Annotated in this window: 13 protein-coding genes; 8 read left to right on the top strand and 5 right to left on the bottom strand. The window is 72.7% G+C overall.

Features of this window, described 5'->3' with window-relative positions:
* The first annotated feature begins 20 nt into the window (after positions 1 to 20).
* The 4 genes from D452_RS0114390 to D452_RS0114375 all read left to right on the top strand — a co-directional run bounded on the left by D452_RS0114390 (position 21) and on the right by D452_RS0114375 (position 5,552).
* Positions 21 to 2,492, top strand: a complete 2,472-nt coding sequence (locus tag D452_RS0114390) for an HAD-IC family P-type ATPase (RefSeq protein ID WP_017544854.1) — start codon at positions 21 to 23, stop codon at positions 2,490 to 2,492.
* 107 nt (positions 2,493 to 2,599) lie between these two features.
* Positions 2,600 to 3,190: an NUDIX domain-containing protein gene (locus tag D452_RS0114385; RefSeq protein WP_017544853.1), complete on the top strand. Its 591-nt coding sequence runs from the start codon at positions 2,600 to 2,602 to the stop codon at positions 3,188 to 3,190.
* 59 nt (positions 3,191 to 3,249) lie between these two features.
* Positions 3,250 to 3,621: an ArsR/SmtB family transcription factor gene (locus D452_RS0114380; RefSeq protein WP_017544852.1), complete on the top strand. Its 372-nt coding sequence runs from the start codon at positions 3,250 to 3,252 to the stop codon at positions 3,619 to 3,621.
* On the top strand, positions 3,618 to 5,552 hold the full coding sequence (locus D452_RS0114375; protein WP_017544851.1) for a heavy metal translocating P-type ATPase: 1,935 nt from the start codon (positions 3,618 to 3,620) through the stop codon (positions 5,550 to 5,552). Before D452_RS0114380 ends, D452_RS0114375 begins: the two co-directional genes overlap by 4 nt.
* A 4-nt stretch (positions 5,553 to 5,556) precedes the next feature.
* Here D452_RS0114375 and D452_RS0114370 read toward each other — a convergent pair whose 3' ends face one another.
* Entirely contained in the window at positions 5,557 to 6,036 is a 480-nt protein-coding gene (locus tag D452_RS0114370) for a GNAT family N-acetyltransferase (protein ID WP_017544850.1), read from the bottom strand.
* 103 nt (positions 6,037 to 6,139) lie between these two features.
* On the opposite strand from D452_RS0114370, the gene D452_RS0114365 reads away from it, so the two are divergent.
* Positions 6,140 to 6,628: a nucleoside deaminase gene (locus D452_RS0114365; protein ID WP_017544849.1), complete on the top strand. Its 489-nt coding sequence runs from the start codon at positions 6,140 to 6,142 to the stop codon at positions 6,626 to 6,628.
* A 162-nt stretch (positions 6,629 to 6,790) separates the two neighbouring features.
* Here D452_RS0114365 and D452_RS0114360 read toward each other — a convergent pair whose 3' ends face one another.
* Entirely contained in the window at positions 6,791 to 7,117 is a 327-nt protein-coding gene (locus D452_RS0114360) for a nuclear transport factor 2 family protein (protein ID WP_017544848.1), read from the bottom strand.
* Between the two features lie 207 nt (positions 7,118 to 7,324).
* On the opposite strand from D452_RS0114360, the gene D452_RS0114355 reads away from it, so the two are divergent.
* Positions 7,325 to 8,029: a potassium channel family protein gene (locus D452_RS0114355; RefSeq protein WP_017544847.1), complete on the top strand. Its 705-nt coding sequence runs from the start codon at positions 7,325 to 7,327 to the stop codon at positions 8,027 to 8,029.
* Between the two features lie 6 nt (positions 8,030 to 8,035).
* Here D452_RS0114355 and D452_RS0114350 read toward each other — a convergent pair whose 3' ends face one another.
* Both D452_RS0114350 and lnt read right to left on the bottom strand, forming a co-directional pair.
* Positions 8,036 to 8,632 (bottom strand): FxsA family protein, encoded by a 597-nt coding sequence (locus D452_RS0114350; protein WP_017544846.1) that lies wholly within the window; start codon positions 8,630 to 8,632, stop codon positions 8,036 to 8,038.
* 165 nt (positions 8,633 to 8,797) lie between these two features.
* The gene (gene lnt, locus D452_RS0114345) at positions 8,798 to 10,441 is read right to left on the bottom strand and encodes an apolipoprotein N-acyltransferase (protein ID WP_026129310.1); all 1,644 of its coding nucleotides are present in this window, start codon (positions 10,439 to 10,441) and stop codon (positions 8,798 to 8,800) included.
* Between the two features lie 640 nt (positions 10,442 to 11,081).
* On the opposite strand from lnt, the gene D452_RS0114340 reads away from it, so the two are divergent.
* Positions 11,082 to 12,302: an ABC transporter ATP-binding protein gene (locus D452_RS0114340; RefSeq protein ID WP_017544844.1), complete on the top strand. Its 1,221-nt coding sequence runs from the start codon at positions 11,082 to 11,084 to the stop codon at positions 12,300 to 12,302.
* Between the two features lie 135 nt (positions 12,303 to 12,437).
* Here D452_RS0114340 and D452_RS0114335 read toward each other — a convergent pair whose 3' ends face one another.
* On the bottom strand, positions 12,438 to 12,935 hold the full coding sequence (locus tag D452_RS0114335) for a TspO/MBR family protein (protein WP_017544843.1): 498 nt from the start codon (positions 12,933 to 12,935) through the stop codon (positions 12,438 to 12,440).
* A gap of 194 nt (positions 12,936 to 13,129) precedes the next feature.
* On the opposite strand from D452_RS0114335, the gene D452_RS0114330 reads away from it, so the two are divergent.
* Positions 13,130 to 15,316, top strand: coding sequence for a prolyl oligopeptidase family serine peptidase (locus D452_RS0114330; RefSeq protein ID WP_017544842.1), 2,187 nt, complete (start codon positions 13,130 to 13,132; stop codon positions 15,314 to 15,316).
* Positions 15,317 to 15,376 lie beyond the last annotated feature (60 nt).

The following is a 15,376-nucleotide window of genomic DNA, read 5'->3' as shown; positions in this document are numbered from 1 at the left end:
TCGCCAACCAGGAGCCCTCCGTGCCCGAAGAAACCGACCGGTCCCCACTGGGTCCGCTCCCGGCCGAGCCCGTGTCGGGCCGGTCCGTCCTCCTGGGTCCGCCCCCGGAGAAGGGGTTGTCCAGTGAGGACGTCGCCGAGCGCGTCGCGGGCGGGCGGACCAACGACGTCCCCGTCCGGGCGAGCCGCAGTGTCGGACAGATCATCCGAGGGAACGTCTTCACCCGCATCAATGCGATGATCGCCGTCCTGTTCTCGGTCATCGCGGTGATCGGGCCCGTGCAGGACGGCCTCTTCGCACTGGTCATCGTGATCAACACGCTGATCGGCATCGTCCAGGAGCTGCGTGCCAAGCGCACCCTGGACAAGCTCGCGATCGTCAACGCCGCGCGCCCCCGGGTGGTGCGCGACGGCGCCACGGTGCGGGTGGCCACCCAGGAGATCGTCCTGGACGAGGTCCTGGAGGTCGGAGTCGGCGACCAGGTGGTGGTGGACGGCGTCGTGACCTGGGCCGGGGGCCTGGAGGTCGACGAGTCGCTGCTCACCGGAGAGGCCGACCCGGTGCTCAAGCAGCCCGGTGACACGGTGATGTCGGGCAGCTTCGTGGTGGCCGGGGCCGGGCGCTTCCGGGCGACGAAGGTGGGACGGCACGCGTACGCGGCACGGCTGGCCGAGGAGGCGAGCCGGTTCTCGCTGGTGCGGTCGGAGCTGAGGTCGGGGATCAACACGATCCTCACCTGGATCACCTACGCCCTTTTCCCGATCGGCGCCCTGCTGGTCTACAGCCAGCTGTTCATGAACGGTCAGGTCGCGTTGGACCAGGCGGATTCCGGGGGTGTCCCGGGGCCGCTGGCCGACGCCCTGCGCGGCATGGTGGCGGCGTTGGTGTCGATGATCCCCGAGGGCCTCATCCTGCTCACGAGCATCGCCTTCGCGGTGGGGGTGATCCGGCTGGGTCGCCACCGTTGCCTGGTGCAGGAGCTGCCCGCGATCGAGGGCCTGGCTCGGGTGGACGTGGTGTGCACGGACAAGACCGGCACGCTGACCGAGGTCGGCATGAAGCTCGCGGAGATCCGTGATCTGGGCGGTTCGTCGGAGTCCCCCACCCTGGTGCTGGCCGCGCTGGCCGCGAGCGACCCGGACCCGAACCCGAGCATGGCCGCGATCGCCGAGGGGTGCGCGGCCGGCGGGCGGGAGGCCCCGGACTGGACCGTGACCGCGCTGGCCCCCTTCTCCTCCGCTCGCAAGTGGAGCGGGGCGAGCCTGCTGACTCCGTCGGGTGAGGGGCACTGGGTGCTCGGTGCCGCCGACGTCCTGGCCGAACCGGACTCACCCGCCGCCGCGGAGGCGGCCCGTCTGGGTGCCCAGGGGCTGCGGGTCCTGCTGCTGGCGCGGGCCTCGGTCCGGGTGGACGACGAGTTCGCTCCGGGGACGGTGGAGCCGGTGTCGCTGGTGGTGCTGGACCAGCGGGTGCGCGAGGACGCCCGGCCGACCCTGGACTACTTCGCCGACCAGGGCGTGGACGTCAAGATCGTCTCCGGCGACCACGCCGCCTCCGTGGGCGCGGTCGGCCGCGAGCTGGGGCTGCCCGGGGCCGACCGTCCCATGGACGCCCGGGACCTGCCCGAGGAGCCGGAGCGGATGGCGCGGGAGGTGGAGCGCCGCTCGGCGTTCGGCCGGGTCACCCCCGAACGCAAGCGCGACATGGTCCGCGGCCTGCGCGACCGCGGGCACACGGTGGCGATGACCGGTGACGGCGTCAACGACGTGCTGGCCCTGAAGGAGGCCGACATCGGCGTGGCGATGGGTTCGGGCAGCCCCGCCTCGCGTTCGGTCGCCCAGCTGGTCCTGTTGGACAACCGCTTCGCCGTCCTGCCCAGAGTGGTGGCCGAGGGCCGCCGGGTGATCGGCAACATCGAGCGAGTGGCCAGCCTGTTCCTGACCAAGACCGTGTACACGATGACGCTGGCGATCATCGTGGGCCTGTTGGCGGTGGCCTACCCGTTCTTCCCTCGACACGCCACGCTGATCAACGCGGTCACCTTCGGCATCCCCTCGTTCTTCCTGGCCCTGGCGCCCAACACCGACATCGCCCGGCCGGGGTTCGTCCTGCGCACGTTGCGGCTGGCGATCCCCTCGGGGCTGGTGGCGGGGCTGGCCGCGGTGACGACCTACCTGCTGGTGCTCGGTGGGCGCACGGTCCCGGACCCGGCGGACCGCACGGCGGTGGTCATCACCCTGTGCGCGACCACGCTGTGGGTGCTGCTGTTGGTGGCCAAGCCGTACGTGTGGTGGAAGGTGGCGCTGGTCGGCACCATGGTGGGTCTGCTGACCCTGGCCATGGTGACACCGTGGGGCCGCTGGTTCTTCGACCTCGACGTGAGCGATCCGACCAAGGTCCTGACCGGGCTGGCGGTGGCGGGGGTGGCGATCGCGGTGATCACGGTGATCCGTGTCGTGGACGACCGGATGACGAGCCGCGCCGCCGCCTAGCGGGGGTTCGGGTACCACCTCGGGGCCGGTCAGCGTGGGAACTGTTCAGGGCCGGTGCCGAGCCGCGATCCTGGGTGCGCCACGTGTCCGGATCGACAGGAGCCACATTGAGCATCCCCAACACGCACATCCGCGCCGTGCTGGACGGCTATCTGGAGCGCTTCCCCAAGGAAGTCGACGCGGCCGGCCCCCTGGTGCGGGCCCTGGACGGCGGGCACGAGCTGTCCTCTCCCAAGGAGTTCCGCGTGGGACACGTGACCGCCGGGGCCGTCGTGCTCGACCCGTGTTGGCGGGTGCTGATGGTCCGGGAGGGGGAACAGGGCCCCTGGTTCCTGCCGGGCGGGCACCTGACCACCGAGGACGGTGCGCTGGACGAGGCGTCGCTGGGGCGCCTGACGGAGTCCACGGGCCTGGCCCCCGAGCGGATCGAGGTCACACGGGCGGGGTCGGACGCGCACGCGCTCCCGTTGGACCTGGACGTCCACCGTGTACCGGAGGACCCGGACCGGGGGGAGCCCGAACACGTGCACTTCACGTTCCTGTACCTGTACCGGGCGACGGCCGCCACCGTGCCCGCGAGGGGCGGGGCCTCCGACGCGCTCGCGTGGCGGCCCCACACGGACGTGCCCTCGGCTCGGTTGGCGGCGAAGATCTCCCAGACACTGGCCGCTTCGAGAGCGGCGGCCGAGCGCGTGTGACCGCGGGACCGCGGAAGAGACCCTGTTGATTCATCGCCAAAATCGAATATGATCGTCGAATGACGATCAATGAAGACGTGGAGGGGGCCTGCGCGGGCTCCGGACTGGACGCGGCCGAGGCCCTCTTCCACAGCCTCTCCGACGGGACCCGCCTGGCGATCGTGCAGCGCCTGGCGCGGGGCGAGGCACGTGTGACCGACCTCGTGGACCAGCTGGGCCTGGCCCAGTCCACGGTCTCCAAGCACGTGTCGTGCCTGCGGGACTGCGGACTGGTCGACGGCCGCCCCCAGGGACGCCAGGTGTTCTACTCGCTCAGCCGCCCCGAACTGATCAACCTGCTCGCGGCGGCCGAGACGCTCCTGGCAGCGACGGGCAACGCCGTCGCCCTGTGCCCCACCTACGGAACCGACAGCGGCGACGGTGCACGGTGAGTGACACCTGCTGCGGCGACGCCCCGGCCGCTCCCGAGCGGACGACCGAACCCGGGGAGCCCACCCGGCTCCGGCAGGTCTCCGAGATCCGCTTCGCCGCCGTCGCCGCGCCCCTGCTCCTCGCCGGGTACGCCGCGGGCTGGTCCGGGGCCCCCGACGCACTCCCCCTCCTCCTGAAGTCCGCGGCCCTGGTGGTCGCGGGCTGGACCTTCGTCCCCGCCACCCTGCGCCGCCTGTTCGGGCCGGGGCCGCTCCGGAACCGGATCGGCGTGGGCACCCTCATGACCCTGGCCGCCTTCGGGGCCGTGGCCCTGGGCGAGGTCGGAGAGGCGGCGATGCTGGCTGTGCTCTTCACCATCGCCGAAGGCCTGGAGGGGTACGCCGTCGCCCGTACCCGACGCGGCCTTCGCGCCCTGCTGGACCTGGTGCCCGCGCGGGCGACCGTCCTGCGCGACGGGGTCGAACACACGGTCTCCCCCGACCAACTCCGGCCCGGGCAGACCCTCGTCCTTCGTCCGGGCGAGCGACTGGCCACCGACGGCGTGATCGACTCCGGACACACCAGCCTGGACACCTCGGCCATCACCGGGGAGTCCGTGCCCGTGGAGGCGGGTCCCGGCGACGCCGTGTACGCCGGATCGGTCAACGGAACGGGCCCGCTGGAGATCACCGTGACCGCCGATGCCGAGGACAACTCCCTGGCACGCGTGGTGCGCGTCGTGGAGGCCGAACAGGCCCGCAAGGGTCAGGGGCAGCGGCTGGCCGACCGGGTCGCCCGCCCCCTGGTCCCCGGGGTGATGGTCGTGGCCGCCTTGGTGGCGGTGCTCGGGTCACTCATGGGCGACCCCCTGACCTGGATCGAACGCGCTCTGGTCGTGCTGGTGGCGGCCTCACCCTGCGCGCTGGCCATCTCCGTACCGGTGACCGTGGTGGCCGCCGTCGGCGCGGCCTCACGCCAGGGCGCGCTGGTCAAGGGCGGTGCCGCCTTGGAGGCGATGGGCGGGGTCCGGGTGGTCGCCCTGGACAAGACCGGCACCCTCACCCGGAACGCGCCAGCTGTGGTGGAGGTGGCACCCGCCCCCGGGCACACGCGGGAGCGGGTCCTGGCCCTGGCGTCGGCGCTGGAGGCGCGCAGCGAGCACCCGCTGGCCCGCGCCGTGCTGGCCGCGCACCCCGCGCCTCCTCCGGCGGACGACGTCCGTGCGGTGCCCGGCCACGGGTTGACCGGCCGGGTGGAGGGCGCGGAGGTACGTCTGGGCCGTCCCGGCTGGGTGACCCCGGGTCCCCTCGCTGGCGAGGTCGAGCGGCTGCTGGACGCGGGGGCCACCGTGGTCGTGGTGGAGGAGGACGGCGCCGTGGCGGGTGCCCTCGCGGTCCGGGACGAACCACGGCCCGAGGCCGCCGAGGTGGTCGCGGAGCTGCGGCGTTCCGGCCACCGGGTGGCGATGCTGACCGGGGACCACCCCGTCACTGCACGGGCGCTGGCCGCCGAGGTCGGGATCGACCCGGACCAGGTGCACGCCGGTCTGCTGCCCGAGGACAAGGCGCGGGTGGTCGGTGAGCTGCGGGCCGGGGGGCCGGTGGCGATGGTCGGCGACGGGGTCAACGACGCGCCAGCCCTGGCCGGTGCCGACCTCGGCGTGGCCATGGGGGCGATGGGCACCGACGTGGCCGTGGAGACCGCGGACGTCGCCCTGATGGGTGAGGACCTGCGCCACCTGCCCGTGGTACTGGCCCACGCCCGCCGTTGCCGGACCGTCATGTGGCAGAGCATCGGGCTGTCGTTGGCGATCATCGTCGTCCTGATGCCGCTGGCCCTGTTCGGAGTGTTGGGCCTCGCGGCGGTGGTCCTGGTGCACGAGGTGGCGGAGGTGGTGGTCATCGCCAACGGCATGCGCGCCGGACGCCGACCCCGCACGCTCAGGCGGTGACGGCTCACAGGCTCCGGTAGTAGTGCACCACCGGCGAGGCCACGAACCCGGCCTTCTCGTAGACGGCCCGTGCCGGGGCGTGGGCCTCGTCGCCGCCGGTCCGGATCACGGCGACGGCCATACCCTCCTCCCGGATACGGTCCACGGCGAACTCGGTGAGCGCCGTGCCCGTGCCCCGCCCCTGCTGGTCGGGGTCGACCCCCAGCAGGTGGACCAGACCCGTGCCGCCCTCGCGGTCGAGCCGGACGGTCACGAACCCGCTCACGTGGTCGTCCACCGCCACCCACGCGTGCGCCTCCTCCGAGTCCAGGTCCGCCCGGACGTCGCGCGCGTACGCCCGGCGCCAGTCACCGACGACCTGTCGGTGGAGCCGCGTGCCCAGGGTCCGTTCCAGGGACCGGTGGGCCGGTTCCCAGGCGCGCAGGGCGATGTCCACCACGGTCTCGCGGTCACCGGGTTCGTAGGGCCGGATCCTGATCTGCATGGGTCGCAGCGTAGCCACACGCGCTCCGGGGCGGCCAGTGGTTTCTCCGGCCGGGCGGAGACCCGCGATACGGTGGCGCCGAACCCGAGCGAAGGAGCCCGTGATGGTGGACGAGACCGACCTGCGTCACCTGCGGCGCGCGGTCGACCTGGCCGCTGAGGCGCTGGACGCGGGCGACGAGCCGTTCGGTTCCGTGCTGGTGGGCTCGGACGGCACGGTGCTGTTCGAGGACCACAACCACGTGGCCGGGGGTGACTCCACCCGGCACCCGGAGTTCGCGATCGCCCGCTGGGCCGCCGAACACCTGTCCCCCGCCGCACGCGCGTCGGCGACCGTCTACACCTCGGGTGAGCACTGTCCGATGTGCTCCGCCGCCCACGCCTGGGTGGGACTCGGGCGGATCGTGTACGCCAGCTCGTCGGAGCAGTTGGAATCCTGGCTGGCGGAGTGGGGTGTCCCCGCCGGTCCGGTGCGGGCGCTGTCGGTCGACGAGGTGGCTCCGGGGGTTCCGGTGGAGGGCCCGGTGGACTCCCTGAGCGAGGAGGTCCGGGGGCTGCACGCCCGGCTGCACGGGCGTGCGACGGACCTGTGAACCGGGCCCGGTCCGGGGGCGGCAAGCCGGTCGCACCCTCCACTGATCGAAAGTGATCGAAACGATCAGTGTCGGTGCGCCGACCATCGAGTCGTCCGATATGCCCCCGGACGCGCCGGTGGCGGGGCCCGATCCCGCCCTCTGAGGGTCGAGGTGTCGCCCTCACCCCTCCCGGATGGTCATCCGGGCGATCCGGTCACCCTCGACGGAGAACGCGAAGGAACTGAGTCCGTTGGCGTGCTGGGACCGCCAGTCACCGACCACGGTGACGCCGTCCCCGGTGGCTTCGGCCGAGCGCACGTCCAGCACACCCCGGGCACCGATGAACTCCACGTCGCTCCACCGCTTGATGGCCTCGCGCCCCCGGAACTCGCGTCCCCAGTCGTCCACCACCCCGTCCGGGGTGAAGGCGTCCAGGAACCCCTGCTCGTCGTGGCCGTTGACCCTGTCGATGAACGACGCGACCGGCTCGGGGATGCTCGTGCTCATGGTGCTCCTCCGTGTTCGGTTGCGGGCCCTGGTGGTCCCGCTCCCTGAGGATGCTCGCAGCCGAGGGGTCTGCCGAGTACCGACGGCGCTCAAAGGTCGGGCAAACACCTCCCGCGCCTCACACTGTCCCGCGGGTGCCCGGGCTAGCCTCCCGGCGACCGGTGGCGTCGTCCGGGGCGCTGTCGGTGCGGACGGGGAGGGGCGTGCATGCGTGGTCGGCCGGGGCTCTCACACCCCCTGGCGGCGTTCCTGGCCGCCTCGGCGCTGCTGCACTTCGCGTATCCGCTGACGTTGCGCGGACAGCTCTGGGAGATGCTGTACGTCCTGCTGTACCCGGCGGTGGTCTTCCTGGGCGTGCGCGTGGTGCGGGACGAGGGCCATCGCCTGGTCCCCGTGGCCGTGCTGTCCGTGGTGTTCCTGGCCGCCGGGTTCTGGGCGGCCCTGCACCCCGCGGTCCCCACCGCACGTCTCGGGCTGTTCTGCGCCGTGGTGCTGTTCCAGGGCTACCTGATCCTGAAGCTGCTCGTGTTCGTGTTCACGTACCGGCGGCGGCACAGGGGCGAGACGGGCCCGCAGCTGATCATGGCGGCGGTCTGCGCCTACCTGCTGCTGGGCGGGGTGTTCGCGGCGCTGTTCGGCATCGTGGAGGCGCTGTGGCCGGGCTCCTTCGAGGACTCCCTGTCCTCGGGAACGGCGGTGGACTGGCAGGACCTGACCTACCTGAGCTTCGTCACCCTGGTCACGCTGGGCTACGGCGACCTGGTTCCGGTCACCCCGTGGGCACGGTCGCTGGCCACCGCCGAGGCGGTGGCGGGGACCCTGTTCCTCACCACGGTGATCGCCCGCATCGTCGGCGCCTACGTGACCGTCACCCAAGGGCCCGGGACCGAACCGGGCACCGGGCGTCCCTGACGGGCGTCAGTGGCGGTCGTCGTCCTCGGGCTCGAACTGGCCCTGGATGACGCGGCCGCGGTTGGGGGCGGAGCGGTCGCCGCCGTCCGCGCCGGGGGTGCTTCCGGGGGCGGTGCCGAACGGGTTTCCGGGCGTGCCGGAACCCGCGGGGCCGCCGGGGCCGAAGGGGGCCTGGTTCGGGATGGTGGCGCCACGGGCGGCGAACTCCTCGTTCACGCGCTCCTGCATCTTCTTCATCCGGCGGGCCGCCCAACCGGCGAACACCCACCGCAGGGCCGGCCGGGTGACCGGGGTGGCCAGCAGCAGACCGACCGCGGCGGTGAGGAAGCCGGGGATGACGAGCAGGATGCCGCCCGCCATGAGCATCAGGGGGTCGAGCAGGCCCTTGCGCGGCTGTTCACCGGTGCGCATGGCCTCGTCGGCCTCCTGGACGACCTCGCGGAAGGCCCGGCCGGTGTGGCGCAGGACGGCCACGCCCAGGACCATCAGCGAGACCAGCGCGGCCAGCGTCCACGGCACGCCGATCTGTCCGCCGACCCAGATCATCAGGCCCACCTCAAGGAAGGGCAGTGCCATCAGCGCCAGCACCATCAGCAGCGGCATCGCGAATCATCCTCAGTGTCGTGGGCCGGAGTCGGGTCTCCTCTTGTTGGAAGGAACGTACCTGTTGTGTGAATGGTTCCCGGTCCGGGCGCTCCCACCCGCGTCGGACGCCACCGGTCCGGCCCGCGACGGGGAGCGGGCCGGCGGGCGGGCGGGGCCGTGGGTTCAGGCCCGGGCCCTGCGCGCGGCGATGACCGAGGCGGCCACCGCGCCCAGACCGAGCGCCGCCAGCAGGGCCTCGGGGACCGGGCCCAGCCGCGTGGCGACCGTGGGGCCCTCCATGGCCGTGAGCTCGGCGACGTTGATGTCGCGCTCGGCCTCCGGTGACTCGTAGGCCACCCTGCCGTTCGGCTCGACGACGGCGCTGACACCGCTGGTGGAGACCACCACGGCCGGCCGGCCGTGCTCGACGGCGCGCAGCTGGGTGATGGCCAGCTGCTGCTGGGTCTGCCCGGTGAAGTTGTAGTTGGCGTTGTTGGTGGGGATCACGATGATCTGGCCGCCCGCGGCCACGGACTCGCGCACGGGCGAGTCGAAGGCCACGTCGAAGCAGATGCCCACGGCCAGTGTGGTGCCGCCGATCTCCAGGGCGCCGGGGTCGGTTCCGGGAATGGCGTCCGAGCTGACCTGGCCCAGGCGGGAGACGAACCGGGTGAAGAACTCACGGTGGGGGACGTATTCGCCGAACGGGACGAGGTGGCGTTTGTCGTAGGCGTCACCCGGACCGGTCTCGGGGTCCCACACGAGGCTCTGCACGTGGCGTGTGCCGTCGTCGTTGAACCGGCTCAGCCCCCACAGCAGGGGCGCTCCCACGTCCTGGGCGGCGCCGTCGATGATCCGCGCGGCCTCGGGGTCGCGGAAGGGGTCGATGTCGCTGGCGTTCTCGGGCAGGAGCACGAGGTCGGGCTGGGGGTACTCACCCTCCCGGACCGCCCCGGCCAGTTCCGATACGCCGTCGGCGTGGTTGTGGAGGACCTGGGCGCGTTCGCCGAGGATGGAGATCTCCCCGACGTTGGGCACGTTGCCCTGGACCATGCCCACGGTGACGGTCTCCTGCGGGGCGGGGCGGCCGATCGCGGGGACCACGAGGCCGCCCAGGACGATCGCCGCGCCGGTGGCCAGGCCCACGGCCGGAAGGAGCACCCGGGCGCGCCCCCGGGCCGTCACGGCGCGCAGGACCGTCCACACCAGCATGGCCCCGGTCAGGGCCACGACGAAGGACACCAACGCGGAGGACCCCAGGGCCGCGTAGCCCACGAAGGGGGTGTCCGGCTGGGCGAAGGCGAGTTTGCCCCAGGAGAACCCCCCGAGCGGCCAGCGGGCGCGCACGGCCTCCTGGGCCACCCACAGGGCCGCGGTCCACACCGGCCAGTAGGGCAACCGCGCGACCAGGGACAGCCCCATGGCCATCGGAAGGAAGTAGGCGGTCTCGAGGGCGGCGACGGCCAGCCACACGTCGACGCCGAAGATGTCCTGCCAGTGGACCAGCGGAACCATGAGCGTGGCGCCGGACAGGGCGCCCAGCCACGCGGCGCGCCGCATGCGCGTCCCGCTCACGGCCAGGAGGAGCAGGGCCGCACTGAGAGGGCCGAGCCACCACAGGCCGTACGGCGGGAGCGCGAAGAGCTGGGCCAGGCCGGCTCCGGCGGCGGCCAGGGTGCGCCAGAGGAGGTCGAGGCGTCCCCAGCGGTGCCCCGGGGCCAGGGGGGACCACATCGTGGCCCGCGCCTCGGACTCCGGCGCCGTGGTGTTCGGCGAGGGTCTTTCGGGGCTCGGAGCTGGCTCCGACCCCTTCTGCTCGGCAACCACGTGGGATGCTCGCTTTCCGCTGGGTACTGAGGGTCCTCGCGGTCAGCATATTGGGGGGACGCGGAAAAGGCCCGAGCCACCCTTCGGACCGGCTCCGTCCCGTCGGCGGCGAGCTCGGAAGACCGTTGTCTACTGGATGTTCGGGCCTTTTCCGGGTCCAACCCCCCGCCCGGTCGCGGTACTCCGCTCCTCACCCGATCCCAGCTGCACCTGGCGCGTGATGCAGCGTCCAATCGGACGAGTGGGGGCCGCACAACCGGTCCGTCCAGTGCTGGACTGGTCGTTAGGTTACCCAGACTCCCCGACCCCTTGTCTCAACCCGGCCGCCGTGTCGTGGCCACCGGCCCAAGTGGTGGGAGGGGAGAACGTGATGAACCGTGCGACAGGCTAACGCACCTGAGCCGCGCACGCCAGCTGACCGGGGGCGGTTTGCGCATGACCGCAATCGGATCGAAACCAAATGCGCTCTGGACATTTTGATCGCGATCATGTCTGATGTGATCAAGAATTCAGCCCGTTTCGATCAACTTCGAACATCGGGTTCGGGTGGAGGGGTTCTCGAGGGGGTCCACGTGCTCCGGAAACCTCCGCCCACCATCGGATACGCCACACCACCGAGCCAACGCGGGAGCTGACAGCCATGGCGGAGATCGTCCTTGAGGGCGTCGACAAGATCTACGGCGGCGACGTCAAGGCCGTCGACGACCTCAACCTCCGGATCAACGACGGCGAGTTCATGGTGCTCGTCGGCCCGTCCGGTTGTGGCAAGTCCACCGCGCTGCGCATGATCGCCGGCCTGGAGGAGATCTCCGCGGGCACGCTGCTGATCGGCGACGAGATCGTCAACGACCGTCCGCCGAAGGACCGCGACATCGCGATGGTCTTCCAGAACTACGCGCTCTACCCCCACATGACCGTCGAGCAGAACCTCGCCTTCGGCCTGAAGCTGCGCAAGGTCCCCAAGGCCGAGATCGCCCGCCGCGTCGGCGAGGCCGCCGACATGCTCGGTCTGGAGCCCTACCTCAAGCGCAAGCCGGGCGCGCTCTCCGGCGGTCAGCGCCAGCGTGTGGCGATGGGCCGCGCCATCGTGCGCGAGCCGCAGGCCTTCCTCATGGACGAGCCGCTGTCCAACCTGGACGCCAAGCTCCGCGTGCAGATGCGCGCCTCCCTGAACCAGCTCCACGAGCGCCTGGGCGTCACCACCGTCTACGTCACCCACGACCAGATCGAGGCCATGACCCTCGGCGACCGGGTCGCGGTCCTGCGCGACGGCCGCCTCCAGCAGGTCGACACCCCCAAGCGACTGTTCGACTCCCCCGTCAACCTGTTCGTGGCCGGGTTCATCGGTTCCCCGGCGATGAACTTCGTCGACGCCGACCTCTCCCGCTCCGGTGACGGCGCCGTGCTGAGGTTCGCCGGGCACGAGCTCCCGGTCCCGGCCGCGATCCTCAAGGAGCGCACGGGCCTGGGCGAGTACGTGGGCCGCTCGGTGATCCTGGGCATCCGCCCCTCGGACTTCAGCGACGCCGAGCTCGACGGCAGCGGTGACACCCGCATCGAGGTCACCGCCGACGTGACCGAGGAGCTGGGCACCGAGATCAACGTGATCTTCGGCGTCGACGCCCCGCCCGTGCGCCACGAGGACGCGGCCGCCCTGGCCAAGGACGCCGCCGGCGACGACGAGGAGAGCGCGGAGGCAGCCCTGCCGCTGGGCGACAACCGCTCGCAGTTCACCGCCCGCGTGAGCCCCCGCAGCAGCGTGCGCCCGGGCAGCACCATCAGCCTGGCGGTGGACGTCAGCCAGCTGCACTTCTTCGACCAGGAGAGCGGCCTGGCGATCGGCCACCCCGACAACGTCTGACTGACCCTCCCAGGTCCGGTCCACACCTCCCCGGACCGGACGGGCGGGCGGCGCCCCATCCCCCGGGGCGCCGCCCGCCCCCGTTGTTCCGGCCCGGTGCGCCCCCGGCCGCGGTTCGGGCGTCGTGCGGGACCGTCAGTTGGCCAGCCAGATCGCGGCGTTGAGCGCGGCCGCGAAGGCGACCCACAGCAGGTAGGGGACGAGGAGCAGGGCCGCCAGCCTGCTGTGCGGACGGGCCAGGAACAGCGTGCCCGCCACCGCCACGACCAGGAGCAGGATGTCCACCAGCGCGAGACCGTAGAGCCCGGCGCCGAAGAACAGCGGTGTCCAGGCGGCGTTCAGCAGCAGTTGGAGGACGTAGACACCCAGGAAGACCGCGGCCCCCTGGATCCCCGCCGAGCGCCACACCAGCCAGCCCGCGACCGCGATGAGCACGTACAGGACGGTCCAGACCGGACCGAACAACGAGGCGGGCGGGGCCCACACCGGCAGGTCGAGGCTCGCGTAGACGGCACCGGAGCCAGCGGCCGCAGAACCGCCGACCAGTGCCGTCGCCAGGACCGCCGCAGCGAAGCACACCGCCGCTCCCAGCGAACGGCGCGGCCCGGGGGTCCTGCGGTCGGTGTTCTCCACGGTTCACTCCCCACTCCAGCGGTCTCCGAGGGACGGGGACCGCCCCTTGACGGAGACGTACCCGGTCCCGCGCTCGACCACCCCGGCGGTCCTGGCTGGCCCACCCCACAAACCTTCCCTCAGGGACACAGTCGCGTCCCCCAGAGCCAGGTATCTCTTCCTTGACCGTCGCGTCGGGCCGCTTGAACCATGTGATGGTGCGCAACCGAGCCCCCGGAACCGCCCCGGTCACCGACCCCGTGTCGGTCGTCGACACCCTGCACGGCCACCCCGTCCCCGACCCCTACCGCTGGCTGGAGGCGTCCGACTCCCCCGCGACCCTGCGCTGGCTGTCCGAACGCGGGCGGGAGTACGAGCGCGAGGCGGCCACCTGGCCCCTGCGCGAACCGCTGGCCGAGCGCATCCGGGCCCTGCTGGCCACCGACCTGTGGTCTCCGCCGGTTCTCCGCTCCGGAGCACTGTTCTGCACGGTTCGCCACGCGGGGAGCGAACACCCCCGCCTCGTGGTGTGGCCCCGGGACCCGAGCGGCTCCGCCAGCGCGGACACCGACACGGGAGGGTCCTCCCCCGTCACCTCGGACACCGGTCCGCTGACCGTCTACGACCCCTGCGTGGACGACCCCACCGGGAGGACCACCCTGGACTCCTGGGAGCCGAGCCCGGACGGCCGCCTGGTGGCCCTCCAGACCTCCTCGGGAGGGGTGGAGCGCGGAGGTCTGCGCGTGGTCCGGACCGACACGGGCTCCGCCGTGGGCCCCACCGTGTCCGGTGTGCGTTACTCGCACGTCGCCTGGCTGCCAGGCGGGCGACGGGCCTTCTACTACGTGCGCCGCGACGGCGCCCGAGGCGTGCGCGGCGTGTGGCTGCGCCGGGTCGTGGACGGCGCCGAGACCCTCGTGTACCCCTGCACCGGCCCGGGCACCGTGCCGGGCGTGCGTGTGCTGGACGACCGCTGGCTGCTGGTCACCGAGAGCCACGGCACCGGGCACCGCACCGACCTGTGGCTGGCCGACCTGGCCGCGGGCCCGGCCGAGCGGCCCCGGTTCCGGCCCCTCCAGGTGGACCACGACGCCGAGACCGAGGTGCGCCCGGGCCCCGACGGCCTGCTGTACCTGCGCACCACCCTGGACGCTCCCCGACGCCGCGTGTGCGCGGTGGAGCCCGGTGCCCCCGCCGAACGGCTCTCGCCCGAGCACTGGCGGGAGGTCGTTCCCGAGGACCCGGGGGCGACCCTGGACGCCTTCTGCCCGCACCGAGCGCCCGGTGGGACGACCGCGCTTCTGGTGGTCCGCACACGGCTGGGCATCAGCGAGGCCTCCGAGTACGACGCCGTCACCGGTGCCCGCTCGCACACCGTGGAACTGCCGGGTGAGGGCATGGTCTCGGGGCCCGTCGCGGCCCCGGACGGCACCGTGTTCCTCGGCTACGCGGACGTGGCCACCCAGCAGAGGGTCCTGCGACTCGCTCCGGGCGAGGCCGCGCCCGGGCCCTGGCCCCTCTCCGCCAGTCCCGAACCCCAGGCACGCAGCGGTACGCGTACCGGTTCCAAGGGCTCACCCTCCGTGGTCCGCACCGTCGTGTGGTGCCGGTCCTCCGACGGCACCCGCGTTCCGGTCACCGTCTTCGACGCTTCCGGCGGCGACGGGGCCGGGCCGACCCTCCTGCACGCGTACGGGGGCTTCGGACGCCCTCGGCAGTTCGGGTTCAGCGCGACCGTGCTGGCCTGGCTGCTGTCCGGCGGCCGCTACGCCGTGGCACACGTCCGGGGCGGGGGTGACGCCGGGCGCCGGTGGCACCTGGAGGGGTCGGGCCGCCACAAGCCGCGCGCGGTGCGGGACCTGGTCGCCGCCGCCGACGCCCTGGTGACCGCCGGCTGGTGCTCGCGCTCCGAACTGTGCCTCTCGGGCGGTTCGGCCGGGGGTCTGCTCGTGCTGGCCGCCGCCACGGCCCGCCCCGACCTGTGCGCGGCCGTGATCGCCTCGGCCCCGCTCGCGGACATGGTGCGGTTCGAGAGCCTCGGGCTGGGCCGCATGTGGACCCGTGAGTTCGGCACCGCGGCCGACCCCGACGACTTCGCCGCCCTGGTGTCCTACTCCCCCTACCACCGCGCGTTGGACTCCGCCCTGCGCACACCGGGGCTGCGGCATCCCAGCGTCCTGCTCACCGGGTTCGACGGCGACACCCGGACCGACGCCGCCCACCCGCGCAAGATGTGCGCGGCGCTGCTGGCGGCAGCGGGTGAGGAGGGGGACCGCCCGGCCGCCCTGCTGCGCTACGAACGCGACGTCGGGCACGGCCCGCGCGCGGTGAGCCGGGCCGTGGGACTGGCCGCGGACGCACACGCGTTCGCGGCCCACAAGACGGGGCTCACCGGACGCTGACGGCGTCCGGACCGGCCCTGGCCAAGAGGATCGACGGCACACAGAAAGCGAGGTGCGGTA

Origin of the sequence: Nocardiopsis prasina DSM 43845 (genome assembly GCF_000341265.1) — a bacterium.
Classification (GTDB): Bacteria; Actinomycetota; Actinomycetes; order Streptosporangiales; family Streptosporangiaceae; genus Nocardiopsis; species Nocardiopsis prasina.
Note: the sequence above shows the minus strand (reverse complement) of the source record. Positions and strands in the feature narration are given on the sequence as shown.

Excerpts from the sequence above, each read along its gene's own strand:
- D452_RS0114380 (WP_017544852.1), top strand. The coding sequence starts at position 3,250 with ATGACGATCAATGAAGACGTGGAGGGGGCCTGCGCGGGCTCCGGACTG.
- D452_RS0114370 (WP_017544850.1), bottom strand. The coding sequence starts at position 6,036 with ATGCAGATCAGGATCCGGCCCTACGAACCCGGTGACCGCGAGACCGTG.
- D452_RS0114365 (WP_017544849.1), top strand. The coding sequence starts at position 6,140 with ATGGTGGACGAGACCGACCTGCGTCACCTGCGGCGCGCGGTCGACCTG.
- D452_RS0114360 (WP_017544848.1), bottom strand. The coding sequence starts at position 7,117 with ATGAGCACGAGCATCCCCGAGCCGGTCGCGTCGTTCATCGACAGGGTC.
- D452_RS0114355 (WP_017544847.1), top strand. The coding sequence starts at position 7,325 with ATGCGTGGTCGGCCGGGGCTCTCACACCCCCTGGCGGCGTTCCTGGCC.
- D452_RS0114350 (WP_017544846.1), bottom strand. The coding sequence starts at position 8,632 with ATGCCGCTGCTGATGGTGCTGGCGCTGATGGCACTGCCCTTCCTTGAG.
- D452_RS0114340 (WP_017544844.1), top strand. The coding sequence starts at position 11,082 with ATGGCGGAGATCGTCCTTGAGGGCGTCGACAAGATCTACGGCGGCGAC.
- D452_RS0114330 (WP_017544842.1), top strand. The coding sequence starts at position 13,130 with ATGGTGCGCAACCGAGCCCCCGGAACCGCCCCGGTCACCGACCCCGTG.